25 protein-coding genes are annotated in these 24,944 nt (G+C 50.1%); 5 read left to right on the top strand and 20 right to left on the bottom strand.

Annotation, left to right across the window (positions count from 1 at the left end; translation table 11 throughout):
* Window positions 1-96: 96 nt before the first annotated feature.
* The gene (locus tag P2H89_RS17550) at window positions 97-2,523 is read left to right on the top strand and encodes a transglycosylase domain-containing protein (RefSeq protein WP_275829192.1); all 2,427 of its coding nucleotides are present in this window, start codon (window positions 97-99) and stop codon (window positions 2,521-2,523) included.
* 211 nt (window positions 2,524-2,734) lie between these two features.
* On the opposite strand, the gene P2H89_RS17545 is transcribed toward P2H89_RS17550, so the two are convergent.
* Complete coding sequence (locus P2H89_RS17545; RefSeq protein WP_275829190.1) at window positions 2,735-3,289, bottom strand: hypothetical protein; 555 nt, start codon at window positions 3,287-3,289, stop codon at window positions 2,735-2,737.
* 427 nt (window positions 3,290-3,716) lie between these two features.
* Here P2H89_RS17545 and P2H89_RS17540 point away from each other — a divergent pair, with 427 nt between their 5' ends.
* Window positions 3,717-4,829, top strand: coding sequence for a DUF2911 domain-containing protein (locus P2H89_RS17540; protein WP_275829189.1), 1,113 nt, complete (start codon window positions 3,717-3,719; stop codon window positions 4,827-4,829).
* Window positions 4,830-4,886: 57 nt separating this feature from the next.
* Here P2H89_RS17540 and P2H89_RS17535 read toward each other — a convergent pair whose 3' ends face one another.
* From P2H89_RS17535 to P2H89_RS17475, 13 genes are all read right to left on the bottom strand, one after another.
* Entirely contained in the window at window positions 4,887-5,972 is a 1,086-nt protein-coding gene (locus P2H89_RS17535; RefSeq protein WP_275829188.1) for a TlpA disulfide reductase family protein, read from the bottom strand.
* A 6-nt stretch (window positions 5,973-5,978) separates the two neighbouring features.
* The gene (gene hisIE, locus P2H89_RS17530) at window positions 5,979-6,581 is read right to left on the bottom strand and encodes a bifunctional phosphoribosyl-AMP cyclohydrolase/phosphoribosyl-ATP diphosphatase HisIE (RefSeq protein WP_275829187.1); all 603 of its coding nucleotides are present in this window, start codon (window positions 6,579-6,581) and stop codon (window positions 5,979-5,981) included.
* Window positions 6,582-6,735: 154 nt separating this feature from the next.
* Entirely contained in the window at window positions 6,736-7,497 is a 762-nt protein-coding gene (hisF, locus tag P2H89_RS17525; RefSeq protein ID WP_275829186.1) for an imidazole glycerol phosphate synthase subunit HisF, read from the bottom strand.
* An 18-nt stretch (window positions 7,498-7,515) separates the two neighbouring features.
* Window positions 7,516-8,640, bottom strand: a complete 1,125-nt coding sequence (gene hisA / locus P2H89_RS17520; protein ID WP_275829185.1) for a 1-(5-phosphoribosyl)-5-[(5-phosphoribosylamino)methylideneamino]imidazole-4-carboxamide isomerase — start codon at window positions 8,638-8,640, stop codon at window positions 7,516-7,518.
* Window position 8,641: 1 nt separating this feature from the next.
* Window positions 8,642-9,235, bottom strand: a complete 594-nt coding sequence (hisH, locus tag P2H89_RS17515) for an imidazole glycerol phosphate synthase subunit HisH (RefSeq protein WP_275829184.1) — start codon at window positions 9,233-9,235, stop codon at window positions 8,642-8,644.
* 5 nt (window positions 9,236-9,240) lie between these two features.
* A complete protein-coding gene (gene trpA / locus P2H89_RS17510; RefSeq protein ID WP_275829183.1) occupies window positions 9,241-10,026 on the bottom strand; it encodes a tryptophan synthase subunit alpha in 786 nt (261 codons plus the stop codon).
* 39 nt (window positions 10,027-10,065) lie between these two features.
* Window positions 10,066-11,277, bottom strand: coding sequence for a tryptophan synthase subunit beta (gene trpB, locus P2H89_RS17505; protein ID WP_275830004.1), 1,212 nt, complete (start codon window positions 11,275-11,277; stop codon window positions 10,066-10,068).
* A gap of 117 nt (window positions 11,278-11,394) precedes the next feature.
* Window positions 11,395-11,913: a GNAT family N-acetyltransferase gene (locus P2H89_RS17500; protein ID WP_275829182.1), complete on the bottom strand. Its 519-nt coding sequence runs from the start codon at window positions 11,911-11,913 to the stop codon at window positions 11,395-11,397.
* Between the two features lie 25 nt (window positions 11,914-11,938).
* A complete protein-coding gene (locus P2H89_RS17495; protein WP_275829181.1) occupies window positions 11,939-12,571 on the bottom strand; it encodes a phosphoribosylanthranilate isomerase in 633 nt (210 codons plus the stop codon).
* 68 nt (window positions 12,572-12,639) lie between these two features.
* Window positions 12,640-13,419: an indole-3-glycerol phosphate synthase TrpC gene (gene trpC, locus P2H89_RS17490; RefSeq protein ID WP_275829180.1), complete on the bottom strand. Its 780-nt coding sequence runs from the start codon at window positions 13,417-13,419 to the stop codon at window positions 12,640-12,642.
* A gap of 47 nt (window positions 13,420-13,466) precedes the next feature.
* Window positions 13,467-14,459 carry an anthranilate phosphoribosyltransferase gene (gene trpD, locus P2H89_RS17485; RefSeq protein ID WP_275829179.1) on the bottom strand — a complete coding sequence of 331 codons (993 nt, stop codon included), beginning with the start codon at window positions 14,457-14,459 and terminating at the stop codon, window positions 13,467-13,469.
* A gap of 2 nt (window positions 14,460-14,461) precedes the next feature.
* The gene (locus P2H89_RS17480) at window positions 14,462-15,034 is read right to left on the bottom strand and encodes an aminodeoxychorismate/anthranilate synthase component II (protein WP_275829178.1); all 573 of its coding nucleotides are present in this window, start codon (window positions 15,032-15,034) and stop codon (window positions 14,462-14,464) included.
* A gap of 94 nt (window positions 15,035-15,128) precedes the next feature.
* Window positions 15,129-16,547, bottom strand: coding sequence for an anthranilate synthase component I family protein (locus P2H89_RS17475; protein WP_275829177.1), 1,419 nt, complete (start codon window positions 16,545-16,547; stop codon window positions 15,129-15,131).
* 304 nt (window positions 16,548-16,851) lie between these two features.
* Here P2H89_RS17475 and P2H89_RS17470 point away from each other — a divergent pair, with 304 nt between their 5' ends.
* Genes P2H89_RS17470 through P2H89_RS17460 form a run of 3 tightly spaced genes read left to right on the top strand, consistent with a single transcriptional unit; the run spans window position 16,852 to window position 18,181 of the window.
* On the top strand, window positions 16,852-17,331 hold the full coding sequence (locus P2H89_RS17470) for a hypothetical protein (protein ID WP_275829176.1): 480 nt from the start codon (window positions 16,852-16,854) through the stop codon (window positions 17,329-17,331).
* The gene (locus P2H89_RS17465; protein ID WP_275829174.1) at window positions 17,328-17,855 is read left to right on the top strand and encodes an alpha/beta fold hydrolase; all 528 of its coding nucleotides are present in this window, start codon (window positions 17,328-17,330) and stop codon (window positions 17,853-17,855) included. Before P2H89_RS17470 ends, P2H89_RS17465 begins: the two co-directional genes overlap by 4 nt.
* 44 nt (window positions 17,856-17,899) lie before the next feature.
* Window positions 17,900-18,181, top strand: a complete 282-nt coding sequence (locus P2H89_RS17460; RefSeq protein WP_275829172.1) for a GNAT family N-acetyltransferase — start codon at window positions 17,900-17,902, stop codon at window positions 18,179-18,181.
* A 153-nt stretch (window positions 18,182-18,334) separates the two neighbouring features.
* Here the strand turns inward: P2H89_RS17460 and hisB are convergent, their stop codons facing one another.
* The 6 genes from hisB to hisG all read right to left on the bottom strand — a co-directional run bounded on the left by hisB (window position 18,335) and on the right by hisG (window position 24,575).
* Window positions 18,335-19,474 (bottom strand): bifunctional histidinol-phosphatase/imidazoleglycerol-phosphate dehydratase HisB, encoded by a 1,140-nt coding sequence (gene hisB, locus P2H89_RS17455; RefSeq protein ID WP_275829170.1) that lies wholly within the window; start codon window positions 19,472-19,474, stop codon window positions 18,335-18,337.
* 10 nt (window positions 19,475-19,484) lie between these two features.
* Entirely contained in the window at window positions 19,485-19,898 is a 414-nt protein-coding gene (locus tag P2H89_RS17450; protein WP_275829169.1) for a cytochrome c, read from the bottom strand.
* A gap of 12 nt (window positions 19,899-19,910) precedes the next feature.
* Entirely contained in the window at window positions 19,911-21,200 is a 1,290-nt protein-coding gene (locus P2H89_RS17445; RefSeq protein WP_275829167.1) for a PQQ-dependent sugar dehydrogenase, read from the bottom strand.
* Window positions 21,201-21,239: 39 nt separating this feature from the next.
* Window positions 21,240-22,295, bottom strand: coding sequence for a histidinol-phosphate transaminase (hisC, locus tag P2H89_RS17440; protein ID WP_275829165.1), 1,056 nt, complete (start codon window positions 22,293-22,295; stop codon window positions 21,240-21,242).
* An 88-nt stretch (window positions 22,296-22,383) separates the two neighbouring features.
* Window positions 22,384-23,661 (bottom strand): histidinol dehydrogenase, encoded by a 1,278-nt coding sequence (gene hisD / locus P2H89_RS17435; protein ID WP_275829163.1) that lies wholly within the window; start codon window positions 23,659-23,661, stop codon window positions 22,384-22,386.
* A 62-nt stretch (window positions 23,662-23,723) separates the two neighbouring features.
* The gene (hisG, locus tag P2H89_RS17430; protein ID WP_275829161.1) at window positions 23,724-24,575 is read right to left on the bottom strand and encodes an ATP phosphoribosyltransferase; all 852 of its coding nucleotides are present in this window, start codon (window positions 24,573-24,575) and stop codon (window positions 23,724-23,726) included.
* Window positions 24,576-24,944: the final 369 nt, after the last annotated feature.

Here is a 24,944-nt window from a genome sequence, read left to right as displayed (position 1 = left end):
TATAAATTAGCCGATAACTGACTGTTTTTCCTGTTTTACTTTAAGTACGATTTTTGCATCCAGATCAGCAACCCTTACTAAAAGATTATATATCATATGACCCGTCCTGTCAAGATCTTCTGGCGCATATTCCTGTATGGCACACTTGCCATCGTATTGTTCTTCCTGCTCATCAACTGGGGCGTTTTTGGCAAAATGCCTTCCCTGGCCGAGTTGGAGAACCCCTCCATCACCCTCGCCTCCGAGGTGTTTGGTGACGATGGTACACCTATGGGCAAATACTATCGCGAGCGCGGCAACCGGAGCTACGTTAAATACAACGATATCTCCAAACACGTGATCGACGCCCTGGTGGCCACGGAAGATAAACGCTTTTACGAACACTCTGGCATAGACGGTATCCGCCTCGCTAAAGCCGTCACTACGCTTGGCCGTGACGGTGGTGCGAGCACCATCTCCCAGCAGCTTGCCCTGAACATGTTCGATGAGCGGGCCACCAACCCAGTTAGCCGGGTGCTGCAAAAGCTCAAGGAAAACATCATCGCCATTAAGCTCGAGCGCAACTTCACCAAACAGGAGATCATAGCGCTTTACCTCAATACGGTTCCTTTCAGTGATAACGTATACGGTATCCGCAACGCTTCCCGCACTTTCTTCTCGAAAGAACCCGATCGCCTCACCATCGAAGAAGCTGCGGTGTTGGTGGGTATGCAAAAAGCAACCGGCACCTATAATCCAAGAACAAATTACAAAGCCGCCTTTGATCGCCGCAACACCGTACTGGAGCTGATGGCGCGGAACAGTAAGATCACAGAAGGCGAAGCCGCCAGGTTGAAGAAAGAGCCCATTCGCCTCAACTATAAAAAAATGGATGAGAACAATGGTATCGCTCCTTACTTCCTCGATGTGATCCGCGAAGAATTGAAGAAATGGGCGAAAGACCATAAGAAGCCCAACGGCGATGAATACGATATCTATGCAGATGGTCTGCACATCTATACTTCTATCAACCCGCGCATGCAGATCTATGCCGAGGAAGCCGTAGCCAAACACCTGCCCGTATTGCAGCGCGCATTGGCAGCTCAACGCTCGCTTAAAACAGATGCGGTATGGAAAGGCCATGAAAAGATCCTCGAGGGCTATATGAAGAGCAGCCAGCGGTGGAGGAATCTGAAAGAGGACGGCCTGAGCGATGCCGAGATCAAGAAGACCTTCTACCAAAAGACCCAAATGAAGGTATTTGCCTGGAATCCCAAGCGCGAGAAAGACACGGTGATGACACCGATGGACTCTATCAAATACAACCGCGAAATGATGCAGGCCTCCTTTATGGTGATGGATCCGTTGAGCGGACAAGTGAAAGCCTGGGTAGGCGGTATCGATTTCAAGAACTATAAATACGACCACGTAAACCTGCGCACCAAACGCCAGGTGGGTTCATCGATTAAGCCATTCCTCTACGCCCTGGCGGTAGAAGAATATGGTTTTACCCCCGAAACACAGTGTGAGAACACGCAGCAATATTTCCCCGGGTCGGGATATGTGCCCGCCAAGAACAGGGGCCGCACGGGTACCCGCACCATGGCCAGCGGACTGGCCTGGTCGGTCAATGAAGTAGCGGCTTATATCATCAAGCAAACTACACCACAACGATTTGCCGACTTCCTCAAGCAGATCAACATACCTACCAAAGTAGAACCCTTCCCCTCTATTTGTCTCGGTACCACCGATCTTTCGTTGTACGAGATGATGTGGGGCTATACCATGTTCCCTTCGGGTGGTTTCAGCACCAAACCCATTTACATTACCCGTATCGAAGACAAGAACGGAAATGTGCTGGAGCTGTTCAATGCGGAGCGCAAGGAAGTGATCAGCCAAACAACAGCCTATACCATGGCCCGGATGATGCAGGGACCTGTTGACTACGGTACTGCCGCCGGTTTGCGTGCACGGCTAGGCGCCGCAGAAATGGGTGGTAAAACAGGTACTACCAACGACAACTCCGATGCCTGGTTCTTCGGATTTACACCTCAGTTGATGGCAGGAACCTGGATCGGTTGTGATGACCGTTTCGTGCGCCTCGATGGTGGTCTTGGTGAAGGTGGACGTGCCGCAAGGCCTATCTGGGAATACTTCTTCCAAAAAGTGTATGCCGATAAAACACTTGGCCTCGATAAACAAGCCCGTTTCGTGCAACCTGAGAACATGCGTAGCGAAGGTCTTTATGATGGATATAACTTAGCCGACCGCACGCCCGATCCCGGCGCTGAAGGCGAGAATGTAGGCAATGGTACCGCCGATGAATACCTCAGCACGCCAGATACGCAGAACATCCCTACCGACTCCAAACAGGCGATAGAAGAACAAAAGATATTGGAAGAAGCCGTTAAGCCCAAAAACCAGGTGCCGGTGAAGAAAGATGAACCAGCCAAAGAAGAAGTGAAGACCGACGAACAAAAAAAAAAGGGACTCTTCCGTCGCATCTTCGGCGGTAAAAAAGACAAGGATCCCAACAAACAGTAACAGTTAAAACTCTTGACATAAAGCAAAGGCCCGGCAACAATGTTACCGGGCCTTTGCTTTTAATGGGTTGCTGTATTAAGCCCCTTTACGCCGCAATTGAAAGATCAACAGGGCAAAGGTTACGGCCATATACAGTACAAATGACAGCCACATAAACAGTTATAAATAGGGGGTTAGTAAATGGGAACCAGCCTCATAACGATGAGCGCTGTTATTTATTATACCTGAATTCCGCACCCTTCATCAGCGGGTGCCTGCCCAACAGTCCATTTTCATCGACCTGCAGCGAGAAGTTGTTGAAAAACACTTCCATGAGCCAGGGCTCGAACCTGAACTCGAAAAAATTATGCGTACTATCCGCAACAGGAAAAGTAGAATAACGCTCGGGGCAGAATTCGAACAGCAAGGAGACTGAGTCCAGGCGTAGCTTCGGCAATACGATCATGCCTTTTTTGTCGGTCATCAGGGATTGATCGCTTCCGGGAGAGAACTTCGCATGCACATAAGACAGCAAAAAAGCATTGCTGTCGATGATGCGGATCGTGGTATGATTGCCCGGTACCGCTTTGCTGGTAACCAGCGCAAAATCCTTCGCGGGCTGCGGCCGGCTGTTGAAGATCAGCTTTCCATCCTTCACCTGCCATTGACCGGTTCCATAACGGTCCAGTGCACCATAAGAAAAGAAGAATTGAAAAGAAGAATCAGCATTCAGCTTGAAGCCGGAAGCGACTTCCATCACACCCCGCAGATAATACTCACCAGTCATAGATAAAGTTTTTTGTCCCTGCAGATGCAGAGTGGGAAATAATAGCAGGGTGATCAACACCCTCGATATGAAACTTCGTAATATCATTCCACTGCAAAGTAAAGCAGGCTCACCTCCCTATTTAAAACCCACTTAGTGAACAGTGCCGTTTATTTAATGAATGGTAGCAAACGACCTATGAATTGCAGCGGGGGCGGCCAACGTCTATTAACAACAGGTTCCGGCCGCCGAATGGCCAGTGCCGGCTAACAAGCAACTGTTTCCGCTGATAATCAATAGCATACACATCATTCAAGAATACTTCCCGAGGCATTTACCTCAGGTCAATGATTAAGTCAGTTCATCCTGCGGTTTCGACAGAAGGTCCCAATTCCCTTCCCTTCCGTCTCTAAATAGGATAGCTTTAGTAACACTAAAACAAAACTGCATGAAATGCCAACTACTCACAGCAACCTTGCTGTTATGCCTTCATATTAACGGACAGGCGCAACTTACAACCGCCCCCGAAGGAGGTAACAAGAAAGCATCCATCAGCGAAAACATAGGCGTTACCGACGTCTCTATTGAATACTGCCGGCCAGGTGTAAAAGGCCGCGAAGGCAAGATCTGGGGACAGCTCGTGCACAAGGGATATGCCGACCTTGGCTTTGGTACCAGTAAGCACGCTCCCTGGCGGGCAGGGGCCAACGAGAATACCGTCATTGAATTTTCTACCCCGGTGATGATACAGGGCAAGCCACTCCCGGCCGGCCAGTATGGATTGTTCATTGCGTATGATTCACTCAGCTCCACCCTGATATTATCAAAGAACCATACCTCCTGGGGCAGTTTCTTTTACGATGATAAAGAAGATGCACTCCGCATCCCCATTCAACCAGTATCGCTGGATAAGAGCGTAGAATGGCTCAGGTTCGAGTTTCTCGATCAAACCGACTCATCGGCAACAATAGCCCTGGAGTGGGAAAAACTACGGTTTCCGTTCCGTGTGGAAACAGACCACATCAACCTGCAACTTGCTTCCTTCCGCAATGAATTGCGCAGCGAAAAGAGTTTCTCGAGCGGATGGCAAAACTGGAACCAGGCCGCCGCTTATTGTGTAGTCAACAACGTTAACCTGAAAGAAGCCCTCGCCTGGGCCGATCAGGCGATCAGCGGGCCGTTCGTGGGCACCAGCAATTTCAATACACTCTCGACCAAAGCACAGATACTTTCGAAGCTCAACCGGCAGGCCGAAGCTGATGCCCTGATGAAAGAGGCGTTGCCTTTGGGTACTGCTCCACAGATACACAACTATGCACGCCAGTTATTACAACAGAAGAAGTACAAAGAGGCTTTCGATGCCTTTAAATTGAATTACGATAAAACGCCCAATGTATTTACGACCAATATGGGTATGATGCGGGGGTACTCGGCCCTGGCCAATTATAAGAAAGCCGCAGAGTATGCGCAGAAAGCGTTGCCGCAGGCGCCTGATAAAGTCAATAAAGATAATGTACAGAGAATGCTCCTGCTGCTGCAGGAAGGTAAAGACGTGAACTAACAGAGAAGGATCGCCTTGCCTGGCGGGCCTAGCGCCTCCGGGCAAGGTTTGTATCTTTTAATTGCAGCCCAGGAGCTCACACAGCTTCGCTTGCAGGCCTTCGCCACGCAGGTTCTTACCGATGATCTTGCCATTGGGATCGATGAGGAAGTTTTGCGGTATGCCTTGCACGCGATACATCTGTGCTACTTCATTGCTCCAGAACTTGAGGTCGCTGACATGCGTCCAGGTAAGGTTATCGTCCTTGATAGCCTGCAACCAAGGTTGCTTTTCGCGGTCGAGCGAAACGCCCAGCACGGTGAAGTTTTTATCCTTGAACTTATTGAAAGCATTGACCACGTTGGGGTTCTCCACCCGGCACGGGCGGCACCAGCTGGCCCAAAAATCGATCAATACATATTTGCCACGGAAGGAGGCCAGCGTAACCGGCTTGCCGGTTGTGTCGGCTTGTGTAAAATCCATCGCATCCGAACCGATGGCACCAATCTTATTATCGTCGATGCGTTGTTTCAAGATCTTTCCGTAGAAGCCCTCCTTTCCGGTTTCCGCCAACAGGTTGTAGTTTTTTTCCAGCACGGAGATGTCCTGTTCCAGCTCGCTGGTAACCACCAGCACGAAAGGAGCCACCGGCGATGTCTTTCGCTCGGTCACGAATTGTTCCAACGTAGCCTTGATGGAATTTACATGGGCCATATAGGCCACCATGATCGAATCACCAGGCTGTACATTGGGCTTTGCATACAATTGCTGGTTCATTTCTGTAAGCTTACGGAAAAGCGGATTGAAGGTATTCTGGAAGGCCACAAAATCATTGTGAATGGATGAGCCTTTGATGTCCAGCTGCTGCACCTGCTCTATATTTCCTTCTACAGTTACCTGGTCGTTACCGATGAACAGCATGGCCTTTTTTTGAACGCCATCGAAGTTCAACTGATAGAGGTTAGCTTCTTTGATAGTTCCTTTCAGTTCGAAACCGCCATGAACGACCTTGCCGCGCGACAAAGTATCCGTGGGGTTATTGACATCGGTAAGCGTTACTTTCGAAGCTTCGGGCAGCCCCGTCACTTTTCCTTTGATCACAAACCCGGTTTGCGCCAGTAAGCCCAAGGGCAATAATGCTATCAGTACCAGTAACTGCTTCATAGAGAACTACTTATTTGAATGTCTTTGCTGTAGGATATTTACAACCGACTGTAAATTATGACCTTTTGCGTTAAGTAAAATCAAATAATGGAACAGGAGATCGGCCGCTTCGTTCAGGAACAGTTCGTCGTTGTTGTCCTTAGCCTCGATCACGGTTTCCACGGCTTCCTCCCCTACTTTCTGGGCAATCTTGTTGATCCCTTTGCCAAAGAGGGAACGCACGTATGATTTCTCATCACTGCTCTTCTTACGCAGTTCGATGATATCTTCCAGGTAGTAAAGAAAATCTTCCGAATGGTTGCGTTCGCTCCAGCAGGTATCAGCCCCCGTGTGGCAGGTAGGCCCCAGTGGCTGTGCTTTAATGAGAATGGTGTCGTCGTCGCAATCGGACAGTATTTCCTTTACCAGCAGGTGGTTGCCACTCTCCTCGCCTTTCGTCCACAGGCGTTGCTTGCTGCGGCTAAAAAAAGTAACCTTGCCCTCGGACATAGTTTTTTTAACCGCCTCTTCATTCATGAAACCCAGCATCAAAACTTTATGGGTCTTGAAGTCCTGCACAATGGCAGGTACGAGTCCGTCGGCATATTTCTTATAATCTACTTTCATCATTGTTCGTTTCCTTTATCGGCTTTCCTGGCCTTTAGTGATTCCATCAATTCCTCCTGCTTTTCCAGAAGGCGGGCACGTCGGATGCGTTCGCGGTCGGCTTGTTTATTTTTCATGCAAAAAAACAAGTAAAGAGCCACTATGAGTTCGATGAGGATCATGCAGGCCTGATGGCTATTTGTTTGCCCTGCAAATATCCCTTTAATTCCGGAATACTGATCTCCTTAAAATGGAAGATGCTGGCGGCCAATGCAGCGTCGGCTTTGCCCTGGCCAAATACATCCACAAAATGCTCCATGGTGCCACCGCCGCCACTGGCGATCACCGGCACCGGCAGGGCTTCTGCCAGCCTGCGGGTAATATCGAGCGCAAAGCCTTGTTTGGTACCATCATGGTTCATGGAGGTAAGCAGAATCTCCCCAGCGCCGAGCTCCACGCCCTGCCTGGCCCAATCGAAGCATTTCGCTTCGGTCTTTACGCGACCGCCATTAAGGTACACATACCACTCCCCGTCGGCTTCCAGGCGGGTATCGATGGCCAGTACCACGCATTGGCTTCCAAACTCTTTGGCCAGCTCGCCGATCAGTTCCGGACGTTTAAAGGCTGCCGTGTTCACCGATATCTTGTCGGCTCCGTTCTGCAACAACACCTGCACGTCTTCCACGCTGCTGATGCCACCGCCCACAGTAAAGGGAATATTGATATGGTGCGAAATGCGGTTCACCAGTTCGCTCAGCGTCTTACGACGCTCGTTGGTGGCCGTGATATCGAGAAACACCAGCTCATCCGCACCCTGCTGCGCATACAATGCTCCCAACTCCACGGGATCACCGGCATCTCTTAAGTTCACAAAATTGGTTCCCTTCACGGTACGACCGTCCTTGATATCGAGGCAGGGGATAATACGCTTTGTTAACACCTTATTCGTTTTATGGTCTTATAATGTAGCCAGATCCTTGATCGTGATACGGCCTTCATAGATCGCTTTGCCAATGATGACGCCACTGCAGCCGATCGCTTTCAACTCCAATACATCGTCCATATTGCTGACGCCGCCGCTGGCTATGAAATGCAGGTCGGGGAATTTGGTAATGATGTTCTTGTAGAGATCGATAGAAGGTCCCTGCAATAAACCGTCTTTGCTCACGTCGGTGCAGAATAGCTGCTGCACGCCATGCCCGATATATTTCTGAATGAAATCATAGATCCATACATCGGTGGTTTCGAGCCAGCCGGCTACGGCGATCTTTTCGTCTTTCACATCGGCGCCCAGCAGGAACTTATCGGCCCCATAGGTCAGCAGCCACTTTACGAACTCCTGTTCGTTCTTGACAGCAATGCTACCCACCGTTGCCAAAGCGGCACCGGAGTTGAAAACAATGTTCACGTCCTTGTCGGTCTTGATGCCGCCACCAAAATCAATGACCATACTGGTTTTTGCCGCGATGGTTTCCAGCACTTTCCAGTTCTTTACTGCACCGGCCTTGGCACCGTCGAGGTCAACCAGGTGCAACCTTTTTAAACCGGCATCCTGGAATTCGAGCGCTACTTCGAGCGGATGCTCATTGTATATTTTCTTTCGTTCGTAATCACCCTGGGTAAGGCGTACACATTTTCCGTCAATAATATCGATGGCAGGGATGATCTGCATGGTTCGCTGTAACTGTTTTTCCATTTTAATGAATTCGAGGCCATACTTGTGCCAGGTGGCGCCGGTAGCCTGCATACCAAATTTCTTGTAGATGGATGTGGCATTCAGGCGCGCGTTGCACCACATGGAGTGCATGCCATGATGCCTGGCCCAGTCGATCACATACTGCAACAGGGTCGACCCATAACCTTTTCCCTGATGATGCACGCTGGTAGCAAACTTGCGGAATTGCACCTGCTTCCCCTCAACGAACACCGATATTACCGATACCAGTTCGCTCTTTTCATACACGCCCCAATGCATGCCATGCTCATCGAGATCGAGCTTCACGAAGTCGATCGACTCGCTGGGATACATCACTGCTTGGCGCATATGCCACACATCGGGCAAAGGGACATTTTTGATCTCCATATTACAGGCTCAGAAAGTTTTTTAATAATTGCTCACCCACCTTGGCACTTTTCTCGGGGTGAAACTGCAGTCCATAGAAATTGTCTTTGTGCAGGCCGGCGCTGTAAGGCTGCACATAATCGGTGGTAGCGATGGTATGTTCACCGAGCGCCGCATAAAACCCATGCACAAAATAGCAGTAGCTGTTCTCCGCCACGTCTTTTGTGAGGTCCGTCTTCAGGTTGTAGATCGAGTTCCATCCTATCTGGGGCACTTTGAGTGCGCTGCCAGCCTGGGGCCTGAACTGCTTTACGTGTTCCGGAAAGATGCCCAGGCATGTTGTATCGTTCTCCTCACTGTAAGCACACATCAACTGCATACCCAGGCAGATGCCCAGCACGGGCTGCTCCAATTGCCTGATCACCTCATCGAGACCGCGCTCTTTGAGGTAGCGCATGGCACTGCTGGCCTCCCCTACTCCGGGAAAAATGACTTTGCCCGCGTTGCGGATCTGCTCATGGTCATCCGTTACCACAGCCTCCACACCGATCCTTTCCAACGCATACAATACAGATTGGATATTGCCCGCATTGTATTTAACGATCACTAAACTCATACGTATTATTGTAACACCTTTTTCAAAAATTGTTGTACAGTACCCTTTACGTCCTCCTGCCCATCGAGCGCTTTGATAAAAGCTGTTCCGATGATAGCACCCTGGGCATGTTTACAGGCGGCTTCGAAACTGGCCTTGTCTTTAATACCAAACCCTACGAGTACGGAGTTCTTCAGTTTCAGGTCCTGCAGCTTTTGCAGGTAAGCACTCACATCTCCCATATCCTTATCCTTACCCGTTGTGGAAGAAGAAGATACGGCGTATAGAAAACCCGTGCTCAATGCATCTAGGCGCTTGACGCGCTCTACCGAAGTTTCGGGGGTTACGAGGAAGATAAAATCAAGTCCGTACTTCTTTATGACCGCACCATATTCTGTCTCAAACTCGTATTCGGGCAGGTCGGGCAATATCAGTCCGTCGACGCCGGCGGCTGCCGCATCGGCACAGAACTTCTCAAAGCCGTATTGCAATACGGGATTCATGTATCCCATCAGTATCACCGGCACGCGGATGGGCTCCTCGCCTGCGCTGCTGCGCATTTCCTTTAATTGTTCGAATAAGGTCTGGATCGTCATGCCATTGGCCAGTGCAACGGTGCTGCTGGCCTGGATCACCGGCCCATCCGCCAGCGGGTCGCTGTAAGGCATTCCAAGCTCGATGAGATCGGCGCCATTGTTCTGCAAGGCCCGCATTACCTCCAGGGTACTGTTTAGCTTCGGATAACCTGCTGTACAGTAGATATTGAGCACATGATCTTTTTTCCGGTTGAATAGGTCCTGTATCCTGCTCATGATAGATGCTTGTATACTTGTTGTTGTCTTTAAATTGGTTTAACCGCGCTCCTCCATGGCCTTCATATAGGTGGCCAGGTCCTTGTCGCCGCGGCCCGAGAGGCAAAGCACCACTACGTCGGATGGCTTGAAGGATAATTGTTTCAAAGCCGATAAGGCATGGGCCGATTCCAGCGCCGGAATGATCCCTTCCATCCTGGCCAGGTTGAAGGCAGCATCAAGGGCTTCTTCATCGGTAGCACTTAAGAAGGTAGCACGACCGGTTTCATACAAATGCGCATGCAACGGTCCGATACCCGGATAATCGAGCCCCGCAGAAATACTGTGCGGCTCTACCACCTGTCCGTCGGCTGTTTGCATCACCAGGCTTTTGCTGCCATGCAACACACCGGGTTTGCCCAATTGGGTAGTGGCAGCGCTAAGGCCGCTATGTACACCATGACCTGCCGCTTCGATGGCAACGAGATTCACGGAAAACTCTTCGAGAAAATGGTAAAAAGCGCCGGCTGCATTACTGCCGCCACCCACACAGGCCAGCACGTACGCAGGAAATTCACTGCCAGTCTCTTCCTTCAATTGCTTGCGGATCTCTTCACTGATCACGCTTTGAAAGCGGGCTACCATATCGGGGTAAGGATGCGGACCTACCACACTGCCAATGATGTAATGGGTATCTTCGGGATTGTTGATCCAGTCGCGGATCGCTTCGTTGGTAGCATCCTTCAAGGTTTTGCTGCCACTGGTGGCAGGGATCACCGTCGCCCCCAGCATCTTCATGCGTGCCACGTTGGGCGCCTGGCGTTCGATGTCTTTTTCACCCATGTACACGATACACTGAATGCCCTTCAATGCACAAACGGTGGCGGTGGCAACACCATGTTGTCCGGCGCCGGTTTCGGCGATGATCCGCTTCTTACCCAGCTTTTCGGCCAGCAGTATCTGTCCAATGGTATTGTTGATCTTATGGGCGCCCGTATGACACAGGTCCTCGCGCTTGAGGTAGATCTTCGTATTGTATTGAGCACTGAGCCTCTTGGCGAGGTACAAGGGCGTAGGACGCCCGACATAATCTTTCAGCAGTGCATGGAACTCTTTCTGGAAAGACTCCTCATACATGATCTGTATATATCGGTTCTTTAACTCTTCCACATTGCGGTGCAGCATTTCGGGAATATAAGCACCACCGAAATTGCCATAGTACCCGAATATATTGGGCTGCTGATACGTGCCCTTATATTGGGCCAGGGGCATTTTGCGATTGATCATGATTCAACTATTTATTGTTCCTGCGCCTGGTCGTTACAATGGGCTTCTGATCACCCTGGCTGCAACGTCGAAACACAGCTATCGTTATCAAATATGCGTCGGTTACTGTTCGATGGGGTTTGCCGGTGTTTCCAATACCAGCTGGAGGAATTTCAGGTCGAGCCACTTGCCAAACTTGTATCCCACTTCCCTGAACAGCGCCACTTCTTTAAATCCGAAACTTTCATGCAGTTTAACACTCGCGTCATTGCTGGCATCGATGCCGGCCAGGATGGTATGCATATTCAGTTGGCGGGCTGCTTCGATGAGTGGTGGCATCAGCAGCTTGCCAATTCCTTTACCACGCTGATCGGCCGCCACATATATCGAGTTCTCTACTGAATATTTGTAGGCCGCCCAGGCCCTGAAGGGACCGATCGAACTAAATCCTACTACTTTTCCATCTTCCACGGCTACAAAAACAGGGAAGCCCTGCTGCACTTTGGTATCCCACCACTGCTTGCGCATGGCCGGCGTATGGGCGTTGTAATCATACACGGCTGTGGTGTTTACAATAATGTCATTGTAGATCGTCAATATTTCCGGGAGGTCTGTTTCCTCCGCTATCCGAATGCTGATCATAATTTATTTTGTTGCCCGGTTCTTATTACTGCTTCATGTGTTCGATAAAAGGCCGCAGCTTTTCCATGTCCTTGACACCGGGACTTACTTCGAACTTGCTGTTGATATCGATGGCAAATAAGGCTTTGGCTACAGGTTGTTGTTCAAAGGCTTTCAACTCTGCTTCATCGCCTGGCTCAATACCGCCGCTGAGGAAGAAGGGTTTGCCGATGGAACTGTTCTTCAACACGCTCCAATCGAATTTCTTGCCGGTGCCGCCATAGCCGGCTCCCATGGTGTCGAACATGAACATATCGCATACATCCATATAAGGGCGGATCATCCAGTCTACACTATCGTTGTCGCTCAATCTGAAGGCTTTGACCACCGAAACATAGTCGGCGATCTTTTCACAGAACTTCGGCGATTCATCGCCATGCAGCTGCACCATGTGCAGGCGGCATTCATCTACCAGGTGCAGTACTTCCTCGATCGACGAGTTGACAAACACCCCTACTTTATTGATGTTGTTCACCTTGCGGATCTGTGTAATCGTCATGTGCTTGAACACATACCGCGGACTCTTAGGATAAAAAATAAAGCCGGCAAACGTTGCTCCCAAACCAGCCAGCTGATCTACCTGGTCGGGTTGCGTCATACCGCAGACTTTTACTCTCATGGGTCATTCGATTTTAAGTGTTAGTGTTAATCGGCAAACAACCGCGTCTGCATGCGGTGTTCCATCATTTAGTACATCGACTGCACAAACTGCTCAAATGCCTTGGCGGGGTTAGGTTCTTTCATAAAATTCTCCCCGATCAGGAAACCCCGGAAACCGTTGTCGCGGAACAGCCGGATGTTCTCTACCGAAGAGATCCCGCTTTCGGCCACTTTCACTTTCCCGGTGGGGATGCGTTGCGCCATAGCCAGGCTTCTTTCAATATCCACCACAAAGGTCTTGAGGTTGCGGTTATTGATACCTACCAGCTCCGTTTCATCGCAAATATGGCCCAACTCTTCTTCATCGTGCAGTTCGAGCAATACTTCCAGTTGCAGGCTTTGGGCAAAAGTAGCCAATCGCTTCACGTCAGCTGGTGTCAGGCAGGCTGCGATCAGCAATATCACATCGGCTCCCATGGCCCTTGCTTCTACGATCTGGTATTCGTCAATGATAAACTCCTTTCTCAGGATGGGGATCTGGTTCACCCGTGCCTTGATCAGGTCTTCCGTACTGCCGCCAAAGAATTCGGTATCTGTCAGCACCGACAAACCCGATGCGCCAAACTTTGTGTAAGCGCTGGTTACTTCCACTACATCGGCGTTTCCATTGATCACTCCCTTCGAGGGCGACTTACGCTTGAATTCAGCAATGATGCCCGTCTTCTCATCATTCAACAGAAACTCTTTCAGTGACAATACCCGGCGGGTAAATGCAGGGCTCTTCTCCAGTTCGGCCGTACTCATGGCTTTCTTCCTTTCCGCTACCTCTATTCTTTTGTGCGCTATGATCTTGTCCAGAATATTCATGAATCCGTGTGTTGTATGTATTAACCGGGGCTCAACGCGCCGGCATTTTATTGCAAAGCTACCAGTTTGCTCAATGCGGCCCTTGCCTTGCCGCTTTCCAGGCTATCGACCGCCGCCGCATAGGCATCATCATACTTCTTGAAGTTACCGGTACAGTGCAGTGCCATCGCGGCATTGGCCAGCACCACGGCATTTTGTGCCCAGCTGCCTTTGCCATCCAGTATCGTCAGGAATATTTTGGCACTCTCCTCTACTGAATTGCCACCCAATATATCAGTTGCCGATACCATGCGCTTGCCCAGTTGTTCGGGCGTCATCACCCGCTCACCGGCATTGGTGATCACTTTGGTATCATTGGTAAGGGATATTTCATCGTAACCATCCAGACCATGGATGATCGTAAAGGCTTTGTCGTTTTGCTGCAACAGGTAGTTGTAGATGCGCGCCATCTCGAGGCTGTACACACCTACCAGTTGAAAGGCGGGGGCGGCGGGGTTCACCATTGGCCCCAGCATATTGAAGAAGGTACGCACACCCAGGTTTTTACGGATGGGGGCTACCGTTTTCAATGCGGGATGAAACAGGGGCGCGTGTAAGAAACATATGTTTGCTTCCTCTACTTCCCGTTTCAGTTGTGCCGGATCGTTCTTGAATTTATAACCCAGCTGTTCCATCACATTCGATGCACCGCTGATGGAAGTAGCGCCGTAGTTGCCGTGCTTGGACACCTTTTGACCAGTACCAGCCACGATAAAACAGGCCAGGGTAGAGATATTGAACGTATTCTTGCCATCGCCGCCGGTACCTACGATATCGATGGTAGCATGTCCGTTGAGATCGACCGGCACACACAACTCGAGCAAGGCATCCTGAAAACCCTGCAGTTCTTCGATGGTGATGCTGCGCATCAGGTATACGGTCATGAAGGCCGTTACTTCATGCTCGTTGTATATCCCCTTACCGATATTCACCAGCACTTCTTTAGCAGTGGCCCGGCTGAGCGTCTTGTGTTCAAACAACAGTTGTAGTATCTTTTTCATACTTAGTTTTTCAACCAGTTACGTAATATTTGTTCGCCCATGGGGGTCAATACACTTTCGGGATGGAACTGCACGCCCTGTACATCGTATTGCTTATGCTGCAGCGCCATGATGAAATTGTTGGCATCGCGCGCAGTAACCTCCAGTTCTTTTGGGAAACCTTCTTCGCTGATCACCCAGCTGTGATAACGGCCCACTTCAATTTCAGCAGGCATGTCTTTGAACAACGGCGCCTTGGCGTCGATGATCTGGCAGGGTGTAGCTACGCCATGGTACACGGTACTCAGGTTCACCAGCTTGCCGCCAAAGGATTGGCCGATGGCCTGGTGCCCAAGGCATACACCCAGGATGGATTTGGTGGCTGCGTACTCTTTCAGGAGCGGCAGCAACAAGCCGGCTTCTTCCGGTATACCCGGACCGGGTGAAAGAATGATCTTATCGTAATCTTTTACTTTCTCCAAAGGGATCTGGTCATTGCGAAACACCTCTACTTTCTGGTGCAGTATCTTTTCTACCAGGTGCACCAGGTTGTAGGTGAAAGAATCGTAATTGTCAAAAACTAATATCCGGGCCAATGTTTGAGTTTTTTAAATGTTTAGTACTGCCTGCTCCTCTCCTGTTCCTGCTGCCTCTTTCATTTAATCCGTTGCTGCGGGTTGTATACAGCCATTACTTCGAGATCTCTTCCGCAAAAACGATCGCTTTCTTTAAAGCTCCCAGTTTGTTATTTACTTCCTGCAATTCGCTTTCGGGTTTGCTGGCAGCTACCACGCCTGCACCTGCCTGGTAAAACAGTGTGTTCTGCCGGCTCAGGAAGGTGCGGATCATGATCGCGTGCACACAGGTTCCATCGAAGCCCATAAAGCCAATAGCACCTCCGTAATAGCTGCGGGTAGTGGGCTCATACGAATCGATGAGCTCCATCGCCCTGAACTTAGGCGCACCACTAAGCGTACCAGCCGGGAAGGTCTTCGCCATCAGTTCAAAAGGATTGGCGTTGGGCCGCACTTTTCCCGTCACTTCACTCACCAGGTGGATCACGTGACTGTAATATTGTACTTCGCGGTAATGCTCTACGACCACCTCATCACAAACTCGGCTGAGGTCATTGCGTGCCAGGTCAACCAGCATCACGTGTTCAGCGTTCTCTTTGGCATCTTTCAGCAAACGGTCGGCTTCCAGCTTATCGGTCTCATCATCGCCGGTACGTTTGAAGGTGCCTGCAATGGGGTGTACCACCGCTCTGCCCTGTTGAATAAGTATCTGTGATTCGGGAGAAGAGCCGAGTAGTTTATAATCGCCGTAATCGAAGAAGAAGAGATAAGGAGAAGGGTTGATGCTGCGAAGCGCGCGATATACATTGAACTCATCACCCCGGAAGGATTGCTGGAAGCGACGGCTCAATACGATCTGGAACACATCGCCCCGGAAGCAGCTCTGGATACCTTTGGTCACCATGTCGCGGTAAGCTTCATCGGTCATATTCGAGATCTCCTCGCCCAATGGCTTAAAGGGATAGACCGGAACGTCCTTGCTACGGATCAGGGATTCTACCACCGACAGTTCGCTATCGAGCCCATTGACCACATTCTCACAAATGAACAGCTCGTCTTTGTAATGATTGATAACGATCACGTATTGGTACAGGCGATAGCGCATCAGAGGAATATCCGGCGTCGTGGCGCCCGATTTCAACCCGATGGTATCGAAGAACTGAACGGCATCGAAAGTAGTGTAGCCGTACAGGCCCTGGGCAAAACGGCTTTCCTTGGTGGAGGCGCCGCTTACTTCAAAGCGCTGCATGAAGTTCCACAGCAATTGCGGCACTTCCTGTACATTGTTCACGGCTATCTTTTCGGGTTTTTCGCCAGGCCACTTGAATTCGATGCTACGGGTGGAAGTGATCTCCATACCCGCGATGGCATTGATACAAATGAAGGAATAACTGTTATCGGCCGCATGGTGATCGGTGCTTTCCAGCAGCACGGTATCCCTGAATCGATCCCGCACACGCAGGTAGATACCAACAGGAGTGTACACATCGGCCAGCATTTTTTTACAGTTCGTCTGAATAGCTATTTTTTTCATGCCTGGTCCCTCGAAAAGAAATTAATGATTGATAAAGAATAAAATAAAAAAGCCCCGATTGTACATCGGGGCCCTGAATATAGTGTCATAAACAACAATAGCAGCGTTACAAGCCCCGGATAGAGTTTGTATGCCACCACCACTGATTATTTTGTTTGTTCAGTACCATATTGCAAATATGCGGTAGCAAATCGATTATTCCAAAAAAAATACAAGATCGATAGACTATCACCGCAGAATAAACTGGTATCAGCGTTATGTAAATTACCCGGATACTGCATCTATACACCTAAACACACCTTACATGAAAATTAACCTCACAACAATTGCCCTCGCCATGCTGCTGGTCGCCACTGCCTGTAGCAGCGCTAAAAAGACACAAATCGAATCTGCAGGAGGTAGTAGCTATCCGAAACTCCCTGGTAGCCGCGACTATGCCATGCTCGACGATAAATCGTTTAAACTCACCGCAATTACGGACGATTCGACCTATGGGTACACCGTCAAAAGCCCCATCATGGTAGGCGGCGGCCTCATGAATGGGGCAGCAAACGAACAACGCTACTTAAATGGCTTACAAGGCCCCAATGGGGAAACCATCAGTTACCATCGACTGGGGAGCTGCTGCCCATTCAAAACGAAAAATGGGCTACTGGGCGATGGAGGACTGCTGGACAAATATGAAGTGACCTGGGAAGGTCAGGACAAACCAGTGATCCTTTTCATTAATATGTACGACGCCGGCGATCTCAAAGCCCCCAAAGGATTTACCTTTAGGCAATGAACCCTATCGTTTTTATCCTTCCTGGCCTTTACGACTCGGGCCCTCAGCACTGGCAAACACATTGGGAACAGACCTACGGCTTTACCCGCATCCGGCAACGGGATTGGGATACGCCCGTGTGCGCGGACTGGCTCCAAACAATCGATGGCATAGTATCTCAGCAACCGCTTGACCAAGTGATCCTGGTGGGGCATAGTCTTGCGTGCAGCACCATTGTACGATGGGCAACAGCCTACGACCGCACCATCAAGGGCGCCTTACTGGTAGGCCCCAGCGATGTAGAAGCCCCCAGTTATCCGCCCGGCACCACTGGCTTTATGCCGATGCCGCTCCATAAGCTGCCCTTTCCGTCCATTACGGTAGCCAGCACCAACGACGAGTATGTGAGCATCGAAAGGGCACAACAGTTTGCCGACGCCTGGGGCAGCCGCCTGGTAAATGTTGGCGATTACGGGCATATCAATAGCACCTCCAACCTGGGCTTATGGCCCGAAGGCATGGCCCTGCTGAAGCAATTGTATTAAATTGCACGTTCAACGCAAATGATTATTCACCCAAATGATGTCGCATGTTGATCAAGCACAAGGAAGGAAAAGTTAAGAGCATGTTCTATGTGGAAGAGGATGGAAAAATACTGGCAGAAATGGTGTATTCCAAACCTTCGCCCAATAAGATGGTCATTGAACATACCGAGGTAGATGAATCGCTGGGCGGCAAGGGAGTAGGCAAACAACTGGTGTATGCCGGCGTGGAATTTGCCCGCACCAATAACCTGAAGATCGTTCCCCTCTGCCCTTTCGCTAAAAAAGTATTGGACCGCACACCAGAATGGCAGGACGTGCTGGCCTGACCATCAGGTACTAAAAATAAAATAGCCTTTAACTGGTACTGGACACCATCGTCCGCTTTCAGTTAAAGGCTATTTCTGTATACAGTAACCGCGACGTCTGGCCATTGGGCAAGACGCACGGCCGGAATTGCTTCCCCGAAAAGATGCCCGCGCTTACAACACCCCCTTTGTACTGGGCAGGTAATTGCTGAGCGGATCGCGCTTCACCGCCATCTTAATGGCTTTTGCAAAGGCCTTGAAGATCGCTTCTATCTTGTGATGCTCATTATCGCCATGGCATTCTATGTTTAGGTTGCATTTCGCCGCATCGGAGAATGACTTGAAGAAATGGAAGAACATCTCGGTTGGCATATCGCCCACATATTCGCGTTTGAACTCTGTATTCCATACGATCCAGTTGCGCCCGCCGAAGTCGATCAGTACTTTCGCATCCGCCTCATCCATGGGCAACGCAAATCCATAACGCTCCATGCCCCGCTTATCGGCCAATGCCAGCGCAAAGGCTTCGCCCAACGCAATGCCGGTATCTTCAATGGTATGGTGTTCATCGATGTGCAGGTCGCCGTTTGAACGGATGGTGAGATCCATTTTACCATGACGGGCTATCTGATCCAGCATATGATCGAAGAAACCCAGTCCGGTCACGATCTGCGCCCTTCCGCTGCCATCTACGTTGAGCTCGATCTTGATCTGCGTTTCATTGGTATTGCGTTCGTGTATTACCTGGCGCAGGCCCAGTTTCAGGAACTTGTAGATATCGCTCCAGAGGGTTGTTTCCAGAGCAATAACAGGCTGCAGCTCGGCCACCTTGTCTTTGATCTCTCCGGAACCCAACGTGGCATCATTGTTCAACCAGATGGCTTTGCAGCCCATGTTCTTGGCCAATTGTACATCGGTAATACGGTCGCCGATCACGAAAGAGTTGGCGATATCATAAGCCGGATTATTGAGGTATTGCGTAAGCATACCGGTACCGGGCTTACGGGTAGGCGCATTGTCTTTGGGAAAACTCCGGTCAATATATGTGGCGCTGAAATGAATGCCCTCTCCTTCCAGACTCTTCATCACCAAGTTGTGCAGCGGCCAGAAAGTATCTTCCGGAAATGCCGCCGTGCCCAAGCCATCCTGGTTGGTCACGATCACCAGTTCATAATCGAACTCGCGGGCAATTCTGCCCATGAATTCAAACATACCCGGATAAAAGGTGAGCTTATCATAAGAATCCAACTGATAGGTAGGAGGAGCTTCATTGATCAAAGTGCCATCCCGGTCAATAAACAATACGCGCTTCATGAAAATGTATTTATTTGATCTTGGCACGGATCGCTTTCACTTCCGCCGGCGCGATCAAACTCGCCTTGTTGCCAAAACTGTTGCGAATATAAGTAGTAACATCCGCAATCTCCTGATCGGTGAGATAATCGTGGGCAGCCATTACGTTGTCGTAAGTTTCACCATCCACTTCCACACCTTTCATGCCTTTTATGATGAGTTCCACCAACCGCTTTTTATCGCCCGTTACCCAGGTAGTTTTCACCAGGCCGGGTGTCATATTGGGTACGCCGCTTCCATCCTGTTGATGGCAGGGCAAACAATAAGTATCATATACTTTTTTACCATTCTCCAGCACTTTCTTAGGTACGGGCTTCGGTTTGGTTTGAGCGGCCATCAGCAACAGGGTGCCGGCACAGGTGATCAGCAGGAATGACTTTCGCATAGCAAGTGTATTTTATTTATTAGTGTACATAACTTTCCAGAGACGTCCTTTCTTATCGTCGGAGATATAGAGTGAACCATCAGGCCCTTGTGCGAGTCCGCAGGGACGATACAATGACTTCGCAGGCTCTCTGAAACCACCCGCAAATCCATCGGCAAAGATCTCATAGTCGCCGCTGGGCATACCGTCTTTAAATGGCAGGAACACGACAAAGTAACCTGCCTGTGGTTTCGGTGCTCTGTTCCAGGAACCATGAAAGGCAACAAATGCACCATTGCGGTATTTCTCAGGGAACTGATTGCCTGTATAGAACAACAATGCATTGGGCGCCCAGTGACCAGGGAAGGCATAGATGGGTTTCTTTTTATCGGCACAACGACCTTCTTTCTTTTTATCGCCGCCATATTCAGGTGCCAGTACTTTCTTATTCTGCTGCCAGTCGAAGTAGCAATAAGGCCAGCCGAAATCGTCGCCCTTGTTAATGCGGAACAGTTCTTCTGCAGGCAGCTCGGCGCTTTCATCTTCATTATACAGTTCAGGAAATAAGGAGTTCAGGTTGTCCCGGCCATGTTGCATGGCGTACAGGCTATTGGTCGCCTGGTTCCAATCGAGCCCCATGATATTGCGAATGCCGGTGGCATAGCGGATACCTTCCGGGTAACTTTGGTTGAGCTTGTCGGCCTTGAACTGCCATACCCCTCCTACCGAATCGAGCAGCGGACAGGGGTCGGGTGATGGAGAACCTTTTTTGCGGTCCTCGATCTGGCAGGCATTGGAAGGGGCGCCAATATTGACATAAATATTGCCTTCATTATCAAGCACCAGCGATTTGGTATTGTGGGTATTGCGGTCGATGAGGCCCGTAATGATGCGTTCCGGCGACTCGGGATTGATCACTTCCTGTTGCTCATTCAGTTTATACCGGAACACTTCCTTGTTGGAGGAGGCATAGAGATAACCATCCTTGATCGTGATGCCGGTACCGGCATAATTGCCGAAGGAAGTAACCTGATCCGCAACGCCATCTTTATTGGTATCGCGCAGGCGCAGGATGCCTTTGCCATTTTTCAAACGGAACAACATGACGTACAGATCACCATTGGCGGCCGTAACGATATGCCGGGCCCGCCCTACCGTATCGGCCACTACCACGGCCTTAAAACCGGCGGGCAAGGTAATACCGCCATTCACTTCTGCCGGGATGCGTTTGCCTCGTCTTAGTTTAACCTGTGTAGTATCATTGGCCCAAACAGTAAAGCCAGTCAGCAGCAAAGCCGATAATAATCCGCCAATACGTTTCATGTTGCTCGTTTTCGTTGAATATTTGTAATAAATGATTTGCTATTGCGCCGCAAACTTATTCAACGCGTTCACCAGTGCTACGTTCTCCGCTTCGGTACCTACGGTAATTCGCAGGCATCCTTCACACAACATCACTTTGCTGCGGTCACGCACTACAATGCCTTCCGTCAGCAAATAATCATAGATCGCTTTTGCATCGGTAACCTGCACCAGCAAAAAGTTGGCATCCGAAGGATACACCTGCTTTACCACAGGCACCGTAGGCAATACCCTTTCCAACTCGCCGCGTTGTTTCACGATCTCTTTGATCATATCGTTCACCTGCCCCACTTCTTCCAGCGCCTGCAATACGAGGTCCTGCGATGCCTGGTTGATATTGTAAGGCGGTTTTACTTTATTCATTACATCGATGATCTCTACCGATGAGAAGGCGATACCCACCCGTAATGCTGCCAGGCCCCAGGCCTTCGACAAGGTTTGCATCACCACCAGGTTCGGATAGTCTGCCATCTCCTGCGTAAAAGACCTGAACCTCGAGAAATTTATATAAGCCTCATCGATCACGATCAGTCCGAAGTAATTGTTCAGCAACACTTCAATATCATCACGCTCCAGCGAATTACCTGTCGGGTTGTTGGGCGAGCAGATGAAGATCATTTTGGTATTATCATCTACCGCTTCTTCGATGGCCGGGAGGTCCAGCTGAAAGGCCGGCGTCAGCGGCACTTTCTTTATGGCCACATCATTGATGTTGGCACTCACTTCGTACATACCATAAGTGGGCGGACAAATAATGATATTATCCTTTCCGGGATCGCAAAAAGCCCGCATCAGCACATCGATACACTCATCACTGCCGTTGCCCAAAAAGATTCGCTCGGCCGGTACGCCTTTTATTTCGCTCAGTTTCTCTTTCACCTTCTTTTGCAAAGGATCGGGATAGCGGTTGTACCATTTACGGAGGGGCGAGCCGAGACTATTCTCATTGGCATCGAGGTATACACTGGCTTCCCCTTTAAATTCATCTCTGGCCGAGGAATAAGGCACCAGTTTCTTGATATTATCTCTCAGTATATTATTAAGATCAAAGCTCATGGATTACATTTTGTTGCTGCTGCAGCCAGGAGAACCGGTCAAAGCATCAGCAGGATTCAGAACAAGGATTCCTTCGTCATAGCTGCATTTACTTGCCCATCCGCACACGTACGGCATTGGCATGGGCTTCGAGCCCTTCTGCTTCTGCCATCAGTTCTACGGTGCGGCCAATCATCTGCAGGCCCTGCCGGGTAAGCTGTTGAAAGGTGATCTTCTTGACGAAGCTGTCAACACTCACTCCGCTATAGGCTTTTGCATAACCATTGGTGGGCAGTGTATGGTTGGTGCCGCTGGCATAATCGCCTACACTCTCGGGCGAATAATGGCCGAGGAATACAGAACCCGCATTCACTACCTGGCGGGCCAGCACACCGGCATTGTCGCAGGCAAGGATGAGGTGTTCTGCGGCATACTCATTCAGGAGTTCCAAGGCTGTTGCCTCCTCCGTAATGACAAAGATCTTACTGTTCTCCAGCGCTTTTGCCGCCAGGTCTTTCCGGGGCAATACCGCCAGTTGCGTATCGAGCTCCTGCTGCACCTTCGCTACCAGTTGCTTTTCGCGCACCACCAGGATCACCTGGCTATCTACTCCGTGTTCAGCCTGGCTCAGCAGGTCGGCCGCTACAAATGATGCATTGGCACTCGCATCTGCATACACAGCCACCTCACTGGGGCCTGCAGGCATATCGATCGCAATCCCTTCCTGCTGTATCAGTTGTTTGGCACAGGTTACATATTGATTGCCCGGTCCAAATATTTTCGACACTTTCGGGATGGTAGCGGTACCATAAGCCATGGCGCCGATTGCCTGTACCCCACCCGCCTTAAATACTTTCGTTACGCCTACCGCTTCGGCTGCAAACAGGATGGCCGGATGCAGCTTGCCCTGCTTATCGGGCGGCGAACACAATACGATCTCTTTACAGCCCGCCAGCCTGGCCGGTACACCCAGCATCAGGATGGTCGAGAACAAAGGCGCCGTACCGCCGGGAATATACAAGCCTACTTTTTCGATGGCCACCGCTTTTCGCCAGCATTGTACGCCAGGCATCGTTTCCACCATCTCCGGTTCACTCAACTGCCTGCGATGAAAAGTTTCAATATTTGCTTTGGCAGTAAGGATCGCCGTCTTCAATGCTTCGTCGAGCGAGGACGCTGCATCCCTAAACTCGGACTCAGATACTTGCAGATCGTCGACAACAGCTTTGTCAAATTGCAGGGTCAGCGCTTTCACCGCTGCATCGCCGCCGGTTTTCACCTGTTGCAGGATGCCGCTCACAATTTCCTCCAGTCTCGCCGCCTCTGCTACCGGCCGTTGCAGCAATGTATTCCATTCGCTGCGGGCCGGGTTGTCATATACTTTCATAAACGCGTAATATTATTGTGCTTTTCGATTGTATTGATACCCTGGTTTACCGGTGTATTCATTTAGATTATCATCTTTTCAATAGGCACCACCAGGATACCTTGTGCACCGGCAGCTTTCAATTGCTCGATGATGTCCCAAAAGGTATCTTCACTCAATACGCTGTGCACGCTGCTCCATCCCTGCTCGGCCAGCGGCAGCACGGTGGGGCTCTTCATACCCGGCAACAGGCCAATGATCTCTTTCAGTTTATCGTTGGGTGCATTGAGCAATACATACTTGGTTCTTTTCGCCTTCTTCACAGCGCGGATGCGGAACAGGAGTTTGTCGAGCAACTGTTGTTGCCCAGCATCGAGCAGGTTGTTCTTGATAAGCACCGATTGCGACTGCAGGATGGTCTCTACTTCTTTCAGACCATTCATAAACAAGGTAGAGCCGCTGCTTACCAGATCAGCCACTACGTCGGCCAGCCCGATACCGGGTGCGATCTCTACGGAGCCGCTGATCTCGTGGATCTCAGCTTCCACCTTATTCTTTTTCAGGAATTCATTGACGAGGAAAGGATAGCTGGTGGCGATGCGTTTGCCCTGGAGAGACGATACGCCGGTATATTCCTGCCCGCGGGGTATCGCTACAGCCAGGCGGCACTTTCCAAAGCCCAGTTTTTCTACGATCTCAGCCTTCTTGTTTTTTTCAAACAACACGTTTTCGCCTACAATACCAATATCGGCAACACCATCTTCCACGTATTGAGGGATATCGTCATCACGGAGAAAAAACACTTCGAGGGGGAAATTATCGGCTTCGGTGCGCAGGCGGTCTTTTACATTGCGCAGGTCGATACCGCATTCTTTCAGTAATTGAACAGAATCTTCGTACAGGCGTCCTGACTTCTGAATCGCTATTCGTAACATAGTGTTGTGTTTGTAGGCCTTGCTGGGGCCGCTGGTATATTTTAAAAAGTTCGGATGATCGAAAAACAAAAAGGGCTTACCTGTGGTAAGCCCTGAATATGATATGGCACTGAACAAAGCACCACCGGCCTACCTGGAAGGGTAAGTATGATGATGGTGATGTATGTGCGTAAATATGTTCATTTCGAGTCGCAAAAATAATACATCCGCGCGTTTGACAAAAAATATTTTTATCCGGACCAGATTCTCCGGGAAATAACCGGAAGGCTATGTCTCAATCAGCTGTTGCTGAAGCAATTCCTACACCGATACCACCACCTGTCACAATCAGGCGGAAAAGCAAGACCCGGGGTGCCTAACTTGTCACCG

Origin of the sequence: Paraflavitalea sp. CAU 1676, from assembly GCF_029223285.1 — a bacterium.
Taxonomy (GTDB): Bacteria; Bacteroidota; Bacteroidia; order Chitinophagales; family Chitinophagaceae; genus Paraflavitalea.
The sequence above is the reverse complement of the archived record's forward strand: the minus strand, read 5'-3'. Positions and strand labels throughout refer to the sequence as shown.